The organism is Mesorhizobium sp. W067 (assembly GCF_054719525.1).
In genome coordinates, this window is the sequence record NZ_JBTTII010000001.1 from 2,980,793 (window position 1) to 2,996,198 (window position 15,406).

Consider the following 15,406-nt stretch of genomic DNA (forward strand, 5'->3'; position numbering starts at 1 on the left):
ATCAGCCCTCGCCGCCGCGCCGGGACCACAAGCCGCGGCCGGGGTCATAGCCGATGACCGCCGCGAGGAAGAAGGCGATGAGGCAGCCAAGGACCACAACCGCCGCGACAGGATCGAACCGCAGATAGAGCGCGAAGCGTATCAGCTCGACCGCCGAGCTGAACGGGTTCCAGGCGGCGATTGTTGCCAGCACCGGTCCCGCCTCGGCAAGCCGCCACAGCGGATAGAGCGCCGTCGAGGCAAAGAACACCGGAAAGATGACGAAATTCATGACACCGGCAAAGTTCTCCATCTGTGTCGAAACCGAGGAGACAAGCAGGCCGAACGCGCCAAGCATCAGGCCCGCCAGCACGAGCGCCGGAAATACCGCGACGTAGCCGAGAACGGGCGGCCGCACATCCCAGAAACGCGCGATCAACAGAAACAAGTAGACCAGCGGCACGCCGACGATCACGCTGGCCAGCAGGCGCGCCGCAAGCAGGTACCAGCGCGGCAATGGTGCGGTCAACAACAGGCGCATGCTGCCCATCTCGCGATCGTAGACCATGGCCAGCGAACTCGCCATGGCATGGAAGAGCAGCATCATGGCCGCTAGCCCAGGCACCACATATACGTCATAGAGAACATAGGTCTGGTAGGGTGGCGTTATCGACAGACCGAGAACGGAGCGGAAGCCAGCGGCAAAGATTGCCAGCCAGACCAGCGGCCGCACCATCGCCGAGAGCAGCCGGCCGCGTTGCCGCAACGTGCGCAGCATCTCCCTGCGCAGGATGCCGTTGAGCGCGCGCACTGCGTGAGACGTTTTCATTCGGACTCCGTCAGCGACGCGAAGGCCTCGCCCGTGCTCGCCACACCGAGATCGGCAGCCAGCCGATCGGCGCGGCCGGCCCACCGGATTGTGCCTCGATGCAGCACCACCACATCGTCATCCGCCGTTAGTTCTTCCAGAAAATGTGTTGCCCACAGAACGGCAATGCCGCGCTGGCGGCAAAGCTCCCGCACGTGCCGCTCGAGCGCGCGGCGGCCCGGCACGTCGAGCCCGGTGGTCGGCTCATCCAGCAGCAAAAGGCGTGGGCTATGCATCAGAGCACGTGCGATCTCGACACGGCGACGCTGCCCCCCGGAAAGCGCTCGGGCAGGATCGTCGATCCTGTCCAGCACGTCCAGCCGGCCGAGTTCGTGGATGGAGCGCTCCTTGCTCAAGGCCTGGCTAAGCCCATGCAAGGCCGCGTGGTAACGCAGGTTCTCGCCGGCCGTCAGATCGAGGTCGAGGGTCGGCAACTGGAAGACGACGCCCATCTGCGCCAACGCGGCGGACGGGTTGACATCCATCGCCTGGTCGAAGACATGCACCGAGCCGGAGCGGGCGTGATAAAGACCGGTGATCAGCGAGAACAACGTCGTCTTGCCGGCGCCGTTGCGGCCTAGCAAGATGCACATCCTGCCTTGGGCCACAGAGAAAGAGACGCCGTCGAGAACCCGCCGGTTTCCGAAACTATGGCCCAGATTCTCGACCGACAAGGCGTTCATGGCCCGATCACGACGCCCCACGGCCCCCGCCCTACCGGCAGCGATTTCACCACCTCCTGGTTTTCCAGATCGATAAACGAAATATCGCCGGAATTCCCGTTTGCGCTGACCAGGCGCTTCTCGTCGCCGGAGAGCGCAACGTGCCAGGGTCGTTGACCAACAAGGTAGAGCCGACGGACCGCCAGCGTTTTCACATCGACTTCCGCAATCCTGTTGGCGGGGCCGAGCGCCACATAGACGGTCGTGCCATCGCGAGACGTCGCCATGCCGACCGCCTGCACACCCTCGCGTCGTATACCCGGCACCTCGAACTCGACTTTGCCGGTCTGTGCGCGCGTTGCCGTGTCGAAGACGGTGACAGTGCCCCGGATCTCCGAGGACACCCAGAATTGCTTCCCGTCCGGCGAGAATAAAGCCGCGCGCGGCCGGGTATCGACCAGCAGATTGTCGACGAGTTCAAGCGTGCCTGCGTCGATCAGATGCACCATGCTGGTGGTCTCCGAAGTGCAGGCGACATAGCGGCCGTCGGCGCTGGCCGCCATTCCTTCCGGTTCGACGCCGACATCCACGGTGCCGATGACCTTGGCCGCGGCGATGTCCACCACCGACACCAGATTGTCATTCTCGTTGGCGACGAACAGCCGCTTGCCATCGGGATGGACTGCGAAGAATTCCGGATCGGCTCCCGAAGGCAATTCCCCGACGACCCGCCGCTTCGCGACGTCGACCACGTCGATGCGGTTGTCGTCGCCTTCCGCGACGAACAGCATCTTGTTGTCGATCGACAGTGCCAGCCCGCGCGGACGGCGGCCGACATCGATCGTCGCCAGCAAAGTCATTGTCACGCCGTCGACGACCGCGACGGTATTATCCTGCTCATTGGAAACGTAGATGGTCTCGGCGGCGGCGGGAGCAGCAAGAGCGAACGCCGCCAACAACAGCGTCATCAGAACTTGCATGTGCTCTCCTCCAGGTCTATGCCCAGCGTGTCGAGCGGCGTGCGCTGATGCAGGAAGCCCGGTTGCGGTGAGCTGGAAATCAAGAGGCGAGGCCCGGCGATCAAAATGGGCTGGCGCATCTGTCCGTCCCAGGGACGGAAACTAAGCCCCTGCCCCTTGAAGCCAGCGAGAAGAAACGCGTCGCCGCGTATATATCTGCCGATTGCCGCGGGATCGAGACTGTGCAGGCGCGTCGCCGCTTCGCCGATACTGCGCACAGCGAGCCAGGCCGCGTAGTCGCTGGGCAACATCCAGCGCCCTGCCTGCCTGTGGAAACGGTCCTGCAGTTGCGTGGCGCCCCATTCCTCGCTGACAGCGCTCCAGCCTGTGGCGACCAGCCCTTGCGTGCCGGCGACGATTCTCGGCAGCGCGGTGCGGCCCTCCAGATAGGCGCCGAATTCATCCGCCACGTCGGCGACCACGAGCACATCATAGTCGCTGACCTGCGTGACCGCGGGTATTTCGGTCTGCAGCGTGACATGCCCTGTATCGGCACGTCCGTTGGCGGGCCTGAATGTCCACGGCTGGTCGATCGTGATCTCGGCTCCGAAGCGAGCCGCCGCCCGTCGAAAGGCCGCAGCCATCGCCTGATCCTGCGAATGCGGCCCCACAAGCAGGAACCAACGCTGCCAGCGCTTCCAGGCGAGATATTGCGCCAGCCCGTCGGCGAGCATGGCGCGGCTCGGGATCGTGTGCAGCACGTTCCCACGGCAGTCCTGCTGGCGAAGCACGTCGTCCGGCGCCCGGCTGTTGAGCAACGTCATCTGCTCGGCACCGGGCGCGGCACTGGCCTGTAGAAGCTGACTGGCGTCGAGATCGGCGACGACAAAGGCGATGCCGGCATCGGCGAATTGTCTTACCGCGTCGTCCGGCGTTTCGGTTGGTTTCAATATTCTTTCCTCCAGCCGAAATTTCTGCCCAAGAAACCGGCCGGTGCTTTCGTCGTCGGCAATGCCGAGCCTTGCGCCTTGCAGGCCGTCATCGGTGACGGCTTCATCAAGGGGTCCAAGGGGCAGAGCCGGTTTGCGCTCCTGGCCGATATACCCGATCACCATCGTCTGTTGCTCGGTGGCGCCAGGGCCGGTGATCAGCAAAAGAAAGAGAAGGCCCAGCAACAGTCTCATTGTGTCGCCCCCAGCCCAAACCGCGACGATCCCGCTTCATCGCCACCAGAGATTGCGACATCGCGCACGATGCGCGCCGGCGATCCCTCCAGGACAATAACCCGATCACCCAGCGACGAGGCATATGCGAGATCATGCGTAACCAGCAGCGTGGTAGTCCGCCGACTGGCGAAACAATCCTGCAGCAGGCAGCGCATGGCTTGCGCGGTCGCCTCGTCGAGTGAAGCGAATGGCTCGTCGAGGAGGAGTAGCGCAGGCTCCATGGCGAGCGCCCGGGCAAGCGCTACGCGCCGCGCCATACCGCCCGAGAGTCGCTGCGGATAGCTCTTCTCATTGCCTTTCAGACCGACAGCGGCAAGCCACCGGGCCGCATCGGGCGCGCGATCCGGGATGGCCAGCTCTACATTGCGCAAGGCGGTGAGCCAGGGCAGCAGCCTCGGTGTCTGGAACAGCATGCCTATCGGAAGCGGTCGTCCGCTCACGCTGCCGCGAAATTCGCGGTCGACGCCCGAAACGATCGACAGCAGCGTCGACTTGCCGACACCGGAAGGGCCGGTCAGGACGCAGACCTGTCCGTCGGCTATATCAAGCGACAGCGCGCGAAAGATCGTCCGGCGCTGGCCGTCGTCACCGGGGAAAGTCTTGTACTCGATCCTGATCCTCAGCATCAGCGTCGCCAGGCGAACAGACGACGTTCCAACGGCACAAGCAGTCCATACTCTATGGCAAGCATCACAACGCCGAAGCTGATCGCATAGGCAAGGATGTGGGTGACATCGAAGTTCTGAAAATAGACCTGTAGCTGGAACCCGACGCCGTTGGAGCGGCCGAGCAGTTCGGCGAGCAACACGATCTTCCACGTCAATGCCAGCCCGCTGCGCAGGGTGACGAGAAAGAACGGCGCCAATTGCGGCAGCACGACATGCCGCAGCTTTGCAGCACGCCCGAAGCGATAGAGCTCAGCCATTTCGGCAAAGTCCTTGTCCAGCCGGCTGGCGCCTTCACGAATAGTCACCACGACATTGGGGATCTTGTTGAGCGCGACCGCAAGGACAAGCGCAGTCTCGGCAAGACCAAGCCAGATATAAATTACAATGACCGTGATCAGCGCCGGCATGTTGAGGAGTAACACGATCCAAGGCCTCATCCATATGTCGGCTCTGTGCGAGCGGCCTGCCGCGTAGCCAAGGGCCGCGCCGATGACGATTGCCGACCCGAGGCTTGCCACGACGCGCGCAAGCGAGATGCCCAAATGGTATGGCAGCTCGCCCCGAACCACTTCGTGCAGGAGAACCGAAACAACCTGGACCGGACCAGGAAACAGGCGATCGGCGGCGATCGATGATGCAATCTGCCAGACGAGCACCATGGTCAGCAATGCCGCAGTCGATTGCCAACGCTGCATTGTGATGGGGAACGCTGGGACATCGGTCATTGGCGCGAGCTCAAGCCGGTATGGCCCGGAAGACACCAGGATCGAGGCTCGTCGCCTTGCCGACCAGATCCTCGCCGCCCAATTCGGCCAGGATTGCAAACAACCGGGCCGCGCCATCACGTTCGTCTTTGCCGAACCGACGAGGGATTCCGGCACGATAGGCGGCGCGTAGCGCCGCCTGGAGGTGAGGATCGTCCGTGCCCAATTGAGGCGCGAGCACCCGCCATTCGTCGTCCGAAGACTCGAGCAGCGACTTCGCTGCCGCAGTGGCGCTCGTGAATCGCTCGAGGGCGATCGGGTTGGCCCGCGCCCAGCTTTCATGGAAGACGTAGCCGAGCATCGGCAAGTCCACGGAAACGCCAAGCCCCTGCAGGATTTGAGCGACACTGAGCAGAGGCCTTGCCCCCTCTGACTCGAGACGGGCGGCGAAATTCCAGAACGTCAGCAGTGCATCCAGTCGCCCCGCCAGAAATTCCTGCTCCAACAAGGGCGGCGCGCCGAACACTGGCTCCACCTCTTCAGCAAGATCGCGCTTCACCTGACGGAGGCCGAGCGCGCGCAACAGGATCCAGCTTTTGTCCAGCGGACCACCTGCGATCCCCAGCCTTTTGCCCTTGAGGTCCGCAAGAGTTCGAATGGGCGAGCCTTGCGGCAGTTCCAGCGCGCCGACGGCACGAGAATAGGGATAGAAGACCAGATCGGCGCCTTCGCTGCGCTGGCGCATGACCCAAACCCAATCCGAAACGATGACGTCGACGCTGCCCGCCAGCAATGCGGTCTTACCGGCTTCGGTACCGGCAAGCCGCTGAGCCTCGATTGATACGCCGTGCACAGTGTCCAACGCATGTCGCCGCATGACGTCAACTTCCCAGGCGGCGGTGCCAAATCCCAGCACGCCAAATCGCACGAGCGGCGATGGCTGTGGCGCGGCTTCTGCGGAAGCACCCAATAGCCAGCAACAAATACCCGCAAGAGCGGCCCGCCGCGAGATGTGACCCTGATCATGCCGGGTCAGCCATTCGCCTGGAAGGGTAGCAGTCAGCACGGGCGCACCGGGTGTGAAGGAACTTTCCTAACGCCGTGGCGGCAGGAATGTTCCTCAATGGTGCATGGAACTAACGGGAAGCACCTAAGGTCCGTTTTTCAGCTCGTATAGCAGCCCGGGGGGCTTGTTCAGGCGAACAGAAGAAGGTGTCAGGGGCTACGGTCCGCTCTTGGCATCATCGACCTCCAACGCGTCCATTACAGGTGCCGGATCGCTCTTTTCGGAGCTCGGGCTCTGCACCCCGGACCCGGCGTTCTCGATCGCTTGCACGATAGCATCTTCGATGTTTCCGAGTTCGTCCTCCCTTACTTCACGCCCATAACCAGCCACCTCGGCATCTTGCTCGAATTGCTGAGCGAGCACCGCGACGCTGACTTCCTCTCGACCAGGAAGTGTGCCGACATTCTCCTGTAGCCAGTTTTGAAAAAACTCTCTGGTCGCGCTCATCTCAGACCACCCTTTCGCCAAACTAAGCGCGACGATGAGCCGAAGTTCCATGATGCATTCACTTTCCCAGTGGCGCTGTACTCACAGCGTTGGGAGCCACGAGGTTTTTGCAGCTTGATGAGGCAGTGGCCTTTCTCTTCACGACTCGATTGGAGTTCACTCTTATCGCGCAGTGTGCATCCTGATTGCGTCCATTTCGACCCTGTGGAACAAGCTTGTTGAGTTGAAGTTAGGCCCTATGCCAAGCTTTTCGGGCGAACCAAGTTTTTCGGGCGAACAAGTTTTTGACGTTGCCATCGTCGGCGGCGGCCCCGCGGGGCTCGCTGCAGCCATGTATTTAGCCAGGTTTCTGCGTTCGGTGATCTCGCTCGATGCGGGGCATGCGCGTGCCAAGCTCATCCCAAAATCCCGCAACTGTCCCGGCTTCCCCGACGGCATCAGCGGGGAAGAACTGCTCGGCCGCCTACGAGCCCAGGCACAGCTGTACGGCGCGAGCCTTGTCCATGGTTGCGTAGGCCACGCCGAAAAACGCGAGGGTTTTTTTGTCCTGACGACCACCTGCGGGATTGTCCAAGCAAGGCGCGTGATTCTGGCAACGGGCATTGTGGACAAGGCACCTCCCATTGAAAGACTGGAGGAGGCGATCGCAACCGGCATTGTCAGACTGTGCCCGGTTTGCGATGCATATGAGGCCCGGGGTAGCCGCATCGGCGTTGTTGGTCCGGAGCATCTCGCCGTCAGGGAGGCTCTGTTCCTGAAGGGATATGGCAGTCAGGTCGCCTTGCTCGCCAATAACCAGGATGATGTTTCCGAAGCTGCCCGCGGCGCCGCCTTGGCAGGCGGAGTTGAAATCTGGGACGCTGTCGATGACCTGATCCCTCGACGAACCGGGTTCGATGTCGTCATGGCCGAGGGCGCCCCGATGCGCAACATCGATGTGGTGTACCCTTCGATGGGCAGCGACGTACGCTCCGAACTCGCGGTTGCTCTGGGGGCTAACTGTGACGCAGAAGGCTATGTCCTGGTCAACCGACACCTTGAGACTTCAACGCCAGGACTCTATGCCATTGGCGACGTGGCCGAGGGGCTCAATCAAATTGCTGTTGCGTTCGGAGACGCCGCCAAGGCTGCAACTCACATTCATAACGACCTCCGCGATTGCGCCGAGCCGGCGACGAAATTCCGGCGAAGTTGACCTACAGATGCGAACGCACCCTACCGGCTCATCTTTGGCTGCGTTGATGCCCGGAACCTGTTCCACCCGGCGTGAGACTACCGGCTTCGGCTTTGCTAGAGTTGTCCCAGGCGCAGCCGCTGGGTTGATGGACGGGCACGCGCTGGCGAACGGCTGGAGGAAGGAATGAAAATTCTCGTCACCGGCGCGTCAGGTCTGATTGGAGCCGCGCTTTGCGCGCGCCTGGCCGGCGAGAGTCATGAAGTGGTTCGCGTGCTTCACCACCCAGACACTGGCGTCCACCCGGAGATCCAAACCGTTTCCCTGGATATCGCGCGGGCCTTGCGACCTCAGGACTGGATCCCCTATCTCGCCGGTGTGGACGCCGTCGTAAACTGTGCCGGCGTCCTGCAGGATAGTGCCCGGGAAAACACCCGGCATGTCCATTCTACCGGCGCCTCGGCTCTCTTCACCGCGTGTGAGCAAGCAGGTGTGAACAAGGTGATTCACTTTTCTGCCATCGGGGTCGATCGCCAGCAGCCGTCCGCCTTTTCCGCCAGCAAGCTTGCTGGCGATGAAGCACTGATGGCACGTAGCCTTGACTGGGTCATCCTGCGCCCCTCCGTAGTGCTGGGAAGGCCGGCCTTCGGCGCAAGTGCACTGTTTCGCGGCCTCGCGGCTTTGCCGCTCTTGCCGTTGATGCCCGGCACGGGCCGTCTCCAAGTCGTCCAGCTCGATGACGTCATCTCCACCGTCCTGTTCTTCCTCAAACCCGGCAGCCCATCGCACCTCACGCTGGACCTGGCTGGGCCCGAGGCACTTTCGATGAGCGAGGTCGTGGGTCGCTATCGCCGCTGGTTCGGATGGAGCAGTGCTCGGGAGTTCATCTTGCCGAATTGGGCCGCAGCTATCTTGTACAGGTTCGGGGATGCCGCGGCTCAGCTGGGCTGGCGCCCGCCCATGCGCAGCAATGCAGCAAAAGAGATTGCCCGTGGCGCTGTCGGCGATCCCCAACCCTGGATGACGGCGACCGGCATTCAACCATCAAGTCTTACATCTGCACTGCGTTTAAACCCTGCGACGGTGCAGGAGCGATGGTTCGCCGGTCTTTACTTCGTCAAGCCGGCGCTCTTTGTCATCTTGCCGCTCTTCTGGATCATGACGGGCATCATTTCCCTCACTGCCGGCTGGCGCAGCGGAGTTGACTTGCTGATTGGCACTGCTGCCGGCCCCTTGGCCGAACCGGCGGTAGTCGCCGGCGCGCTGGCTGACATCGCCGTCGGGGCGCTTATCGCCTGGCGCCCAACCAGCCGGCTTGGTCTTTTCGGCGCAATCGCGGTATCGCTTTTCTATGCGATCGCTGGGAGCATTCTGCGGCCGGATCTTTGGCTTGAGCCACTCGGGCCGTTGATCAAAATCCTCCCGATCCTCGTTCTGCATTTTGCAGCGCTGGCCATTCTGGAGGAACGCTGATGACGTACTTCGTGCTTAAATACCTGCACGTGATCGGCGCTGCTGTGCTGCTCGGAACTGGTGCCGGCATTGCTTTTTTCATGCTTTTGGCACACCGGACCGGGAATGCCGCGACGATCGCAGCTGTCGCCCGAATTGTCGTGCTGGCTGATTTCCTGTTCACGGCTACGGCCGTTGTCGCACAACCTCTGACCGGACTGGGCCTCGCTAGGGTTGCGGGGTATTCGCTGTCCGAAGGATGGATCGTTCTCTCGATCCTGCTCTACATCTTAACGGGCCTGTTCTGGCTGCCTGTCGTGTGGATACAGATCGAGATGCGAAATCTAGCCACACAGGCCGCACTCTCCAACCAACCTCCTCCCGAGCGCTACCATCAGCTGTTCAGACGCTGGTTTGTCTTCGGCTTCCCAGCTTTCGGCGCCGTGCTCGCCATCTTCTGGCTGATGATTGCGCGCCCGGCAATCGTGTGGTCATCGTTGTAGCTGCGATCGGCAAGCACTGCGCCGTGAATTCATCCGTCGCGCCTAGCTGGCTCGTGCCGGCGCGATGCACTGCGGTCGGGAACCACGGTCACTGCCGCGAGTTCTTTCGCATGGCCAATCATCCCGTCACCGGCGTGCTTACCTCAATCGGCACATTAACCTCCCGCCCCGCGGCATTCCTGATCCTGTTGGTCTACGCAATCCTTTGGATGATCTTCGAGCGACAGACCCTGGACTGGCATGGAGCGGCTACCTTGTTTACGTGGGCCATGACGCTGTTCATCCAGCGTGCCGAGCACCGCGACACTCAGGCCATTCACGCCAAACTGGATGAGATCCTGCGATCAGACCACAATGCCTCGAACATCACGCGGATCGACGATGAAGAGCCCGAGGAAATCGAAAAACACCGCCACCGCAGGCAGCAGGACGACTGATGAGCGGCGTTTTGGTTTCACGGCAGGACGAGTAGCGGGTTTCCAGCTTTTGACGCCTATCCAGCCCCGCCGCCTCCTGAGCTCAGGGCCAAGGCCTTCGATCCTTGCTGCGGCTGTGGTTCAGCGACGGAAGGATCGGAGCCCCTATTGTTCCACCGCATCCAGAAAAATTGGCCCGAGAACCAGGTCGGGCAAATCGGCCGGCTCGAAATGCGTCATTCGCCTTTCTGGTTGCGCTCAACGAACTTGTTGAAACGGCTGGTTTGTCCGTCACCAGTCTTGGACTGGTAAAGAAAGGCCAGATCGTTCTCGTCGAATATGCGGAAGAACTCGTCCCATTCGACCGGCTCGAATGCTTCCTCGGGTTTGCCGAAGTCGATCCGCAGGATGCCGCCCGCGCCTTTGGTGCGAACCACTGCCGGCCGTCCATCCCGCTCCTCGGCCCATTTGCGGATTTCGTCGTGATTGGTGGTCGTTTGCGACTGGGACATTGAAATCTCCTTTGATCATCGGCGTTGCCAAAATCGGGCATCGTCGGGGCTGCCGGCGTCCTAACAGCACAAGGGCGGCAATGTTCCGGCACGGCGCGGCGAGCGCGATGTGGCTGCTTCCGAACGAAGCCGGCCAAAGGAACTTTGTTGAAGCCAAGGGAACAAACCTTTTGCCGAAAAGTTCGGGTCGCCAAGATTACCTGTCTGAGGAGTGGTCGTGAAACGGATATTGGTTACAGGGGGCTGCGGCTTCATCGGCCGGCATGTCGCCCAGGAACTGATCGAGCAGGATTATTCGGTTCGCATTTTGGATGTGCTGCTGGAGCAGGTGCACGCAGGCGAAACAGTCGCCCTTCCCGCCGGGGCCGAGCTGATCAAGGGCGACATTCGGGACCGGGAGGCGGTCGCCAAGGCGCTGGAAGGCGTTGACGCGGTCATTCATCTGGCCGCGGAAGTCGGCGTCGGACAGTCGATGTACGAGATCGCGCGCTATGTCGGCACCAACGATCTCGGCACCGCGACGCTGCTCGAGGCGCTGATCAAACATCCGGTCGAGCGCATTGTCGTCGCCTCATCGATGAGTGTCTATGGCGAGGGCCTCTATGCTACATCGGACGGCCGGCGCATCGACAATGCCCGGCGCAAGGCGAGCGACATCAAAAACGGGCAGTGGAATCCGCTGTCGCCGGAAGGCGAGCCCCTCTCCCCCCTGCCGACGGACGAGGAAAAGCCGGTCGATCTCGCCTCTATCTATGCACTGACGAAATACGCCCAGGAACGCGCCGTGCTGATCTTCGGCGAAGCCTATGGCATCGATACGGTCGCGCTGCGCCTGTTCAACGTCTTCGGCGCCGGCCAGGCGTTATCGAACCCCTATACCGGCGTGTTGGCCAATTTTGCTTCGCGTCTCGCCAACGGCCAACGTCCAATGATCTTCGAGGATGGCGAACAGAAACGCGATTTCGTCCATGTGGATGACGTCGCCCGCGCCTTTCGTCTTGCGCTGCAGCAACGCCAGGCAAGGGGTCACGTCATCAACATCGGCAGCGGCCGAGCCTATGCTATCAGCGACGTCGCGCGGGTACTTGCCGAGGCCATGGGAACGCCGGACCGCTCGCCAGAGTTGCTCGGCAAGGCGCGCTCCGGGGATATCCGCAACTGCTTCGCCGATATTTCCAAGGCCCGTGAGCTGCTCGGTTTCGAGCCGAGGCAACAACTGGAGAATTCGCTCGCCGATTTCGTTTCCTGGGTGCGCAACTCGTCCGCCATCGACCGCGGCGCCGACATGAAACGCGAGCTTGAAGAACGTGGGCTGGTGTCATGAATACGCGCAATCGACGCGACGCGCCCGTCGCCATTGTCGGCGGCAGCGGCTTCATAGGATCGAACCTGGCCGACAGCCTGTTGTCGGATGGCGAGCCGGTGCTGGTGATCGACAATCTCAGCCGCCCCGGCGTCGAACAGAACCTTGAATGGCTGGCGCAGAAACACGGAAGCCGCCTCATGGTCGAAACGATTGACGTGCGCGACGCCAACGCGCTTGCGCCCGTTCTGAAGAGTTCCAAGGCGATCTTCCACCTGGCCGCGCAAACCGCCGTCACAACGAGCCTGGTCCAACCGGACGAGGATTTCGACATCAACCTTCGAGGAACGTTCAATGTCCTCGAGGCGGCGCGGCTGAGCAGTGAGTTTGTTCCGGTGGTCTTCGCCAGCACCAACAAGGTCTATGGCAGCCTGCCAGACGTCGCGGTTCGCGAGGACGGCGATCGTTACCTGCCTTGCGACGGCATCATCCAAGCGAATGGCATCGACGAGACCCACGGCCTGGATTTCTGCACGCCCTATGGCTGCTCCAAAGGCGCGGCGGACCAATATGTGCTCGACTATGCCAAATCCTACGGCATGCCGACGGCGGTGCTGCGGATGAGCTGCATTTACGGGCCGCGCCAGTTCGGAACCGAGGATCAAGGCTGGGTCGCGCACTTCCTGCTGAGTGCGCTGACGGGACGTCCAATCACCATTTACGGCGACGGCAGACAAGTGCGCGACATACTGCATGTTTCCGATGCGGTCGCCGCCTACAGGGCCACGCTCGATCGTATCGAGACGACCAAAGGCCAGGCATTCAATCTTGGCGGCGGCCCCGATAATGCGATCAGCCTGCGCATGCTGTTGAGCGAGATCCGTAGCTTGACCGGCCGTGAGCTTTCGATCCGCCATGATGGCGAACGCACCGGCGATCAGCCCTTCTTCGTCGCCGACACCCGCAAGATCAAAGCGATGCTTGGCTGGAAAGCTCGTGTTTCATGGCGCGAAGGCATTCGCGATCTCGCAGACTGGCTGCAACAACACCGGCTCCAGCCTCGCCCCGAAGTCGTGAGGTACGTCGCATGAAAATCGCCCTGGTAAACCCGTTCTGGACCTACGACGACAGCATTTATTTCGGCTGCCGCCAACCACATCTCCCGCTGGAACTCGGCTATTCGAAATCCCTGCTCGAAACAGCCGGCCATGAGGTGTTGATGCTGGATGGGCAATTGCAGAAGCTCGACAACTCGGACCTCTCCGAGCGTGTGGCTGATTTCGCGCCTGCAATGACGGTCGTCAGTACCGCCCCGACTTATCTGTTCTGGCGCTGCGCACCACCCGAGTTGCGCGTGCCGGCCGATTTCCTCAACCGTCTCGCCGGGCGCGGTGGACGCACAGTCGCGGTCGGGCCGCATGGCTCGGCTACGCCCGCGCCAACCTTGCGCAAGCTTGGCGTCGACATTGTTGTGCGCGGCGAATGCGAGGAAATCGTCGCGGAACTTGCCCGGCGCGACGACTGGAGCGCGGTCCCCTCGACCGCTTACCTGCGCGACGCCAAGGTGGTTTTGAACGGCGGCGTCCACGCCAGCTCGTTTGTCGATCATCCGCCACTCCAATGGCCATCAGACTGGATCGCAGCCCATTCGCATCACCATCACAGGTTCGATGACAAGCAGGTTGGGTTCGGCGCGGAGGTCGAAGCATCGCGCGGCTGCCCCTACAATTGCAGCTTCTGCGCCAAGATCGATTTCCGCGATGCCTATCGCCGCCGCAACCACGAGGCGGTCATAGCGGAAATCGATCGGCTGATTGCCCAGGGCGTCGGCTACATTTATTTCATCGATGAAATCTTCCTGCCGCAAAAAGCGCTGTTGGAAGCGTTGATCCATCGCGACGTGAAGTTCGGTGTGCAGACCCGCATCGACCTTTGGAAGCCCGAGCTGCTGGAATTGCTTGGTGCGGCCGGCTGCGTCTCCATCGAGGCCGGTCTCGAAAGCCTGACCGTGGAAGGTCGTGCGATGCTCGCGAAGCGCTGCCGGCTGGGTACCGAGGAACTCGCCGCGCTGCTCGTCAATGCCAGGCGTCACGTTCCATTCGTACAGGCCAATCTGATCGGCGTCGTCGAGGATGACCCTGCCCTCGTCGATTACTGGCGAACGCACCTCATCGACAACGGCGTGTGGGCCAATGAACCCGTACCGCTTTATCCATATCCGAGTTCGCCAAGCTATCGCGAGCTTTGGGGCGAACCCGACGACCTCGCCTGGGAGCGCGCCCATGATCACTATCTCGCATCATTCCAGAAGTTCAGCGATATCCAGGAAAGGCGCCCGCGTCCGCTGGCGGAACTGGAGGCGACATGTTGCGGACACTGACGCCGCGATCGCGGCGCATCCTGATGACGGTCGATGCCGTGGGCGGCGTGTGGCGCTATGCGCTCGACCTGGCCAGGGAACTTGTCAACGGCGGCGATAGCGTAGTGCTTGCCGGTCTCGGTCCGCCACCGTCCAGGCAGCAGGCCGACGAGGCGGAGGCTTTCGCGAAGCTGATCTGGCTGAACACGCCGCCGGATTGGATGACCCGCAACGGCGGTGATCTCGACGCGCTGACGCGAGAGTTGCATGCGCCCATGCGCGACCACGCCATCGACCTTGTCCATTTCAACGCGCCTTCGCAGGCGGCGGGATTCGACGCGCCATGCCCGGTCGTGGTGGTCTCCCATTCCTGCGTGACGACTTGGTTCCATGCGGTCAGAGGACAGGCGGCGGATGGCGCATGGGCCTGGCAGAAGGAGCGCAACAGACGCGGCATGGATCGGGCCGACGCGGTCATCGCGCCGAGCCGCAGCCATGCCGACATGCTAGAGACCTGCTACGGCCCGATCGCGCGCTTGAGTGTGGTCAGAAATGGTGCCCGTCCTCTGCCGAAGGCCGAAAAGCATCAACCGCTCGTCTTCGCCGCTGCCCGCTGGTGGGACGAGGGCAAAAATGCGGCGGTGGTCGATCAGGCGGCGTCCCTGACGCGATGGCCTCTGTTTGCCGCCGGGTCGACGAACGGTCCAAACGGCGAGCATGTCAGCTTCAGCCATGCTGTTCCTCTGCGAGCAGTGCCGTCCGATGAGGTGCGTTCGTTGATGGCTCGCGCGGGTATTTTCGTATCGCCATCGCTCTACGAGCCATTCGGCCTGGCCGCGCTGGAAGCCGCCATGTCGGCTACGCCCCTGGTGCTTTCCGATATCGCCACCTATCGCGAACTATGGGACGGGGCCGCGATATTCTTTGACGCGCGCGATCCGCACGATCTCGCTGCCTGCCTCAACCGTCTCTCCAGCGATGCCGAGCTCCGGCGAGAGCTTGGCCAGGCAGCCATCCGACGCAGCCGCAGGTTTAGGCTGACAAAGCAGACAGCGGCTATGCGCGGCGTCTACGACAAAGCGGCCTTAGCGATGGCGGAGCGCTGATC

At 62.1% G+C, this 15,406-nt stretch carries 17 protein-coding genes; 8 read left to right on the top strand and 9 right to left on the bottom strand.

The window, feature by feature from the left end; translation table 11 throughout:
- Position 1: 1 nt before the first annotated feature.
- The 8 genes from ACYG97_RS14600 to ACYG97_RS14635 form a co-directional block, all read right to left on the bottom strand.
- Positions 2-808: an ABC transporter permease gene (locus ACYG97_RS14600; RefSeq protein ID WP_023713344.1), complete on the bottom strand. Its 807-nt coding sequence runs from the start codon at positions 806-808 to the stop codon at positions 2-4.
- Positions 805-1,530 carry an ABC transporter ATP-binding protein gene (locus ACYG97_RS14605; protein WP_023733211.1) on the bottom strand — a complete coding sequence of 242 codons (726 nt, stop codon included), beginning with the start codon at positions 1,528-1,530 and terminating at the stop codon, positions 805-807. Before ACYG97_RS14605 ends, ACYG97_RS14600 begins: the two co-directional genes overlap by 4 nt.
- Positions 1,527-2,489: a PQQ-dependent catabolism-associated beta-propeller protein gene (locus tag ACYG97_RS14610; protein ID WP_023729523.1), complete on the bottom strand. Its 963-nt coding sequence runs from the start codon at positions 2,487-2,489 to the stop codon at positions 1,527-1,529. Before ACYG97_RS14610 ends, ACYG97_RS14605 begins: the two co-directional genes overlap by 4 nt.
- Positions 2,477-3,652: a type 1 periplasmic-binding domain-containing protein gene (locus tag ACYG97_RS14615; RefSeq protein WP_023704602.1), complete on the bottom strand. Its 1,176-nt coding sequence runs from the start codon at positions 3,650-3,652 to the stop codon at positions 2,477-2,479. Before ACYG97_RS14615 ends, ACYG97_RS14610 begins: the two co-directional genes overlap by 13 nt.
- A complete protein-coding gene (locus ACYG97_RS14620; RefSeq protein WP_050588790.1) occupies positions 3,649-4,320 on the bottom strand; it encodes an ABC transporter ATP-binding protein in 672 nt (223 codons plus the stop codon). Before ACYG97_RS14620 ends, ACYG97_RS14615 begins: the two co-directional genes overlap by 4 nt.
- Complete coding sequence (locus ACYG97_RS14625) at positions 4,320-5,087, bottom strand: ABC transporter permease (protein ID WP_023704600.1); 768 nt, start codon at positions 5,085-5,087, stop codon at positions 4,320-4,322. Before ACYG97_RS14625 ends, ACYG97_RS14620 begins: the two co-directional genes overlap by 1 nt.
- A gap of 10 nt (positions 5,088-5,097) precedes the next feature.
- The gene (locus tag ACYG97_RS14630) at positions 5,098-6,132 is read right to left on the bottom strand and encodes an ABC transporter substrate-binding protein (RefSeq protein ID WP_031243152.1); all 1,035 of its coding nucleotides are present in this window, start codon (positions 6,130-6,132) and stop codon (positions 5,098-5,100) included.
- Between the two features lie 156 nt (positions 6,133-6,288).
- A complete protein-coding gene (locus ACYG97_RS14635) occupies positions 6,289-6,630 on the bottom strand; it encodes a DUF768 domain-containing protein (protein ID WP_023667997.1) in 342 nt (113 codons plus the stop codon).
- 187 nt (positions 6,631-6,817) lie between these two features.
- Here ACYG97_RS14635 and ACYG97_RS14640 point away from each other — a divergent pair, with 187 nt between their 5' ends.
- From ACYG97_RS14640 to ACYG97_RS14655, 4 genes are all read left to right on the top strand, one after another.
- Positions 6,818-7,774, top strand: a complete 957-nt coding sequence (locus ACYG97_RS14640) for an NAD(P)/FAD-dependent oxidoreductase (RefSeq protein ID WP_031200197.1) — start codon at positions 6,818-6,820, stop codon at positions 7,772-7,774.
- A 165-nt stretch (positions 7,775-7,939) separates the two neighbouring features.
- Complete coding sequence (locus ACYG97_RS14645) at positions 7,940-9,226, top strand: SDR family oxidoreductase (RefSeq protein WP_023733214.1); 1,287 nt, start codon at positions 7,940-7,942, stop codon at positions 9,224-9,226.
- Entirely contained in the window at positions 9,226-9,708 is a 483-nt protein-coding gene (locus tag ACYG97_RS14650; RefSeq protein WP_023733215.1) for a DUF2269 family protein, read from the top strand. The genes ACYG97_RS14645 and ACYG97_RS14650 overlap by 1 nt, the downstream gene beginning before the upstream one ends.
- A 110-nt stretch (positions 9,709-9,818) precedes the next feature.
- Positions 9,819-10,145 carry a low affinity iron permease family protein gene (locus tag ACYG97_RS14655; protein WP_023681103.1) on the top strand — a complete coding sequence of 109 codons (327 nt, stop codon included), beginning with the start codon at positions 9,819-9,821 and terminating at the stop codon, positions 10,143-10,145.
- Positions 10,146-10,360: 215 nt separating this feature from the next.
- On the opposite strand, the gene ACYG97_RS14660 is transcribed toward ACYG97_RS14655, so the two are convergent.
- Positions 10,361-10,636 carry a hypothetical protein gene (locus tag ACYG97_RS14660; protein WP_023667991.1) on the bottom strand — a complete coding sequence of 92 codons (276 nt, stop codon included), beginning with the start codon at positions 10,634-10,636 and terminating at the stop codon, positions 10,361-10,363.
- Positions 10,637-10,853: 217 nt separating this feature from the next.
- On the opposite strand from ACYG97_RS14660, the gene ACYG97_RS14665 reads away from it, so the two are divergent.
- The 4 genes from ACYG97_RS14665 to ACYG97_RS14680 are packed head-to-tail and all read left to right on the top strand — an operon-like array spanning position 10,854 to position 15,404.
- Complete coding sequence (locus tag ACYG97_RS14665; RefSeq protein ID WP_023733216.1) at positions 10,854-11,960, top strand: NAD-dependent epimerase/dehydratase family protein; 1,107 nt, start codon at positions 10,854-10,856, stop codon at positions 11,958-11,960.
- On the top strand, positions 11,957-13,030 hold the full coding sequence (locus ACYG97_RS14670; protein ID WP_023691444.1) for a GDP-mannose 4,6-dehydratase: 1,074 nt from the start codon (positions 11,957-11,959) through the stop codon (positions 13,028-13,030). Before ACYG97_RS14665 ends, ACYG97_RS14670 begins: the two co-directional genes overlap by 4 nt.
- Positions 13,027-14,319 carry a TIGR04295 family B12-binding domain-containing radical SAM protein gene (locus tag ACYG97_RS14675; protein WP_023712229.1) on the top strand — a complete coding sequence of 431 codons (1,293 nt, stop codon included), beginning with the start codon at positions 13,027-13,029 and terminating at the stop codon, positions 14,317-14,319. The genes ACYG97_RS14670 and ACYG97_RS14675 overlap by 4 nt, the downstream gene beginning before the upstream one ends.
- Positions 14,304-15,404 carry a glycosyltransferase family 4 protein gene (locus tag ACYG97_RS14680; protein ID WP_023733217.1) on the top strand — a complete coding sequence of 367 codons (1,101 nt, stop codon included), beginning with the start codon at positions 14,304-14,306 and terminating at the stop codon, positions 15,402-15,404. The genes ACYG97_RS14675 and ACYG97_RS14680 overlap by 16 nt, the downstream gene beginning before the upstream one ends.
- The last annotated feature ends 2 nt before the right edge of the window (positions 15,405-15,406 follow it).

Excerpts from the sequence above, each read along its gene's own strand:
- ACYG97_RS14645 (WP_023733214.1), top strand. The coding sequence starts at position 7,940 with ATGAAAATTCTCGTCACCGGCGCGTCAGGTCTGATTGGAGCCGCGCTT.
- ACYG97_RS14615 (WP_023704602.1), bottom strand. The coding sequence starts at position 3,652 with ATGAGACTGTTGCTGGGCCTTCTCTTTCTTTTGCTGATCACCGGCCCT.
- ACYG97_RS14680 (WP_023733217.1), top strand. The coding sequence starts at position 14,304 with ATGTTGCGGACACTGACGCCGCGATCGCGGCGCATCCTGATGACGGTC.
- ACYG97_RS14625 (WP_023704600.1), bottom strand. The coding sequence starts at position 5,087 with ATGACCGATGTCCCAGCGTTCCCCATCACAATGCAGCGTTGGCAATCG.
- ACYG97_RS14655 (WP_023681103.1), top strand. The coding sequence starts at position 9,819 with ATGGCCAATCATCCCGTCACCGGCGTGCTTACCTCAATCGGCACATTA.
- ACYG97_RS14610 (WP_023729523.1), bottom strand. The coding sequence starts at position 2,489 with ATGCAAGTTCTGATGACGCTGTTGTTGGCGGCGTTCGCTCTTGCTGCT.
- ACYG97_RS14620 (WP_050588790.1), bottom strand. The coding sequence starts at position 4,320 with ATGCTGAGGATCAGGATCGAGTACAAGACTTTCCCCGGTGACGACGGC.
- ACYG97_RS14660 (WP_023667991.1), bottom strand. The coding sequence starts at position 10,636 with ATGTCCCAGTCGCAAACGACCACCAATCACGACGAAATCCGCAAATGG.
- ACYG97_RS14675 (WP_023712229.1), top strand. The coding sequence starts at position 13,027 with ATGAAAATCGCCCTGGTAAACCCGTTCTGGACCTACGACGACAGCATT.
- ACYG97_RS14600 (WP_023713344.1), bottom strand. The coding sequence starts at position 808 with ATGAAAACGTCTCACGCAGTGCGCGCGCTCAACGGCATCCTGCGCAGG.
- ACYG97_RS14640 (WP_031200197.1), top strand. The coding sequence starts at position 6,818 with ATGCCAAGCTTTTCGGGCGAACCAAGTTTTTCGGGCGAACAAGTTTTT.
- ACYG97_RS14670 (WP_023691444.1), top strand. The coding sequence starts at position 11,957 with ATGAATACGCGCAATCGACGCGACGCGCCCGTCGCCATTGTCGGCGGC.
- ACYG97_RS14605 (WP_023733211.1), bottom strand. The coding sequence starts at position 1,530 with ATGAACGCCTTGTCGGTCGAGAATCTGGGCCATAGTTTCGGAAACCGG.
- ACYG97_RS14635 (WP_023667997.1), bottom strand. The coding sequence starts at position 6,630 with ATGGAACTTCGGCTCATCGTCGCGCTTAGTTTGGCGAAAGGGTGGTCT.
- ACYG97_RS14650 (WP_023733215.1), top strand. The coding sequence starts at position 9,226 with ATGACGTACTTCGTGCTTAAATACCTGCACGTGATCGGCGCTGCTGTG.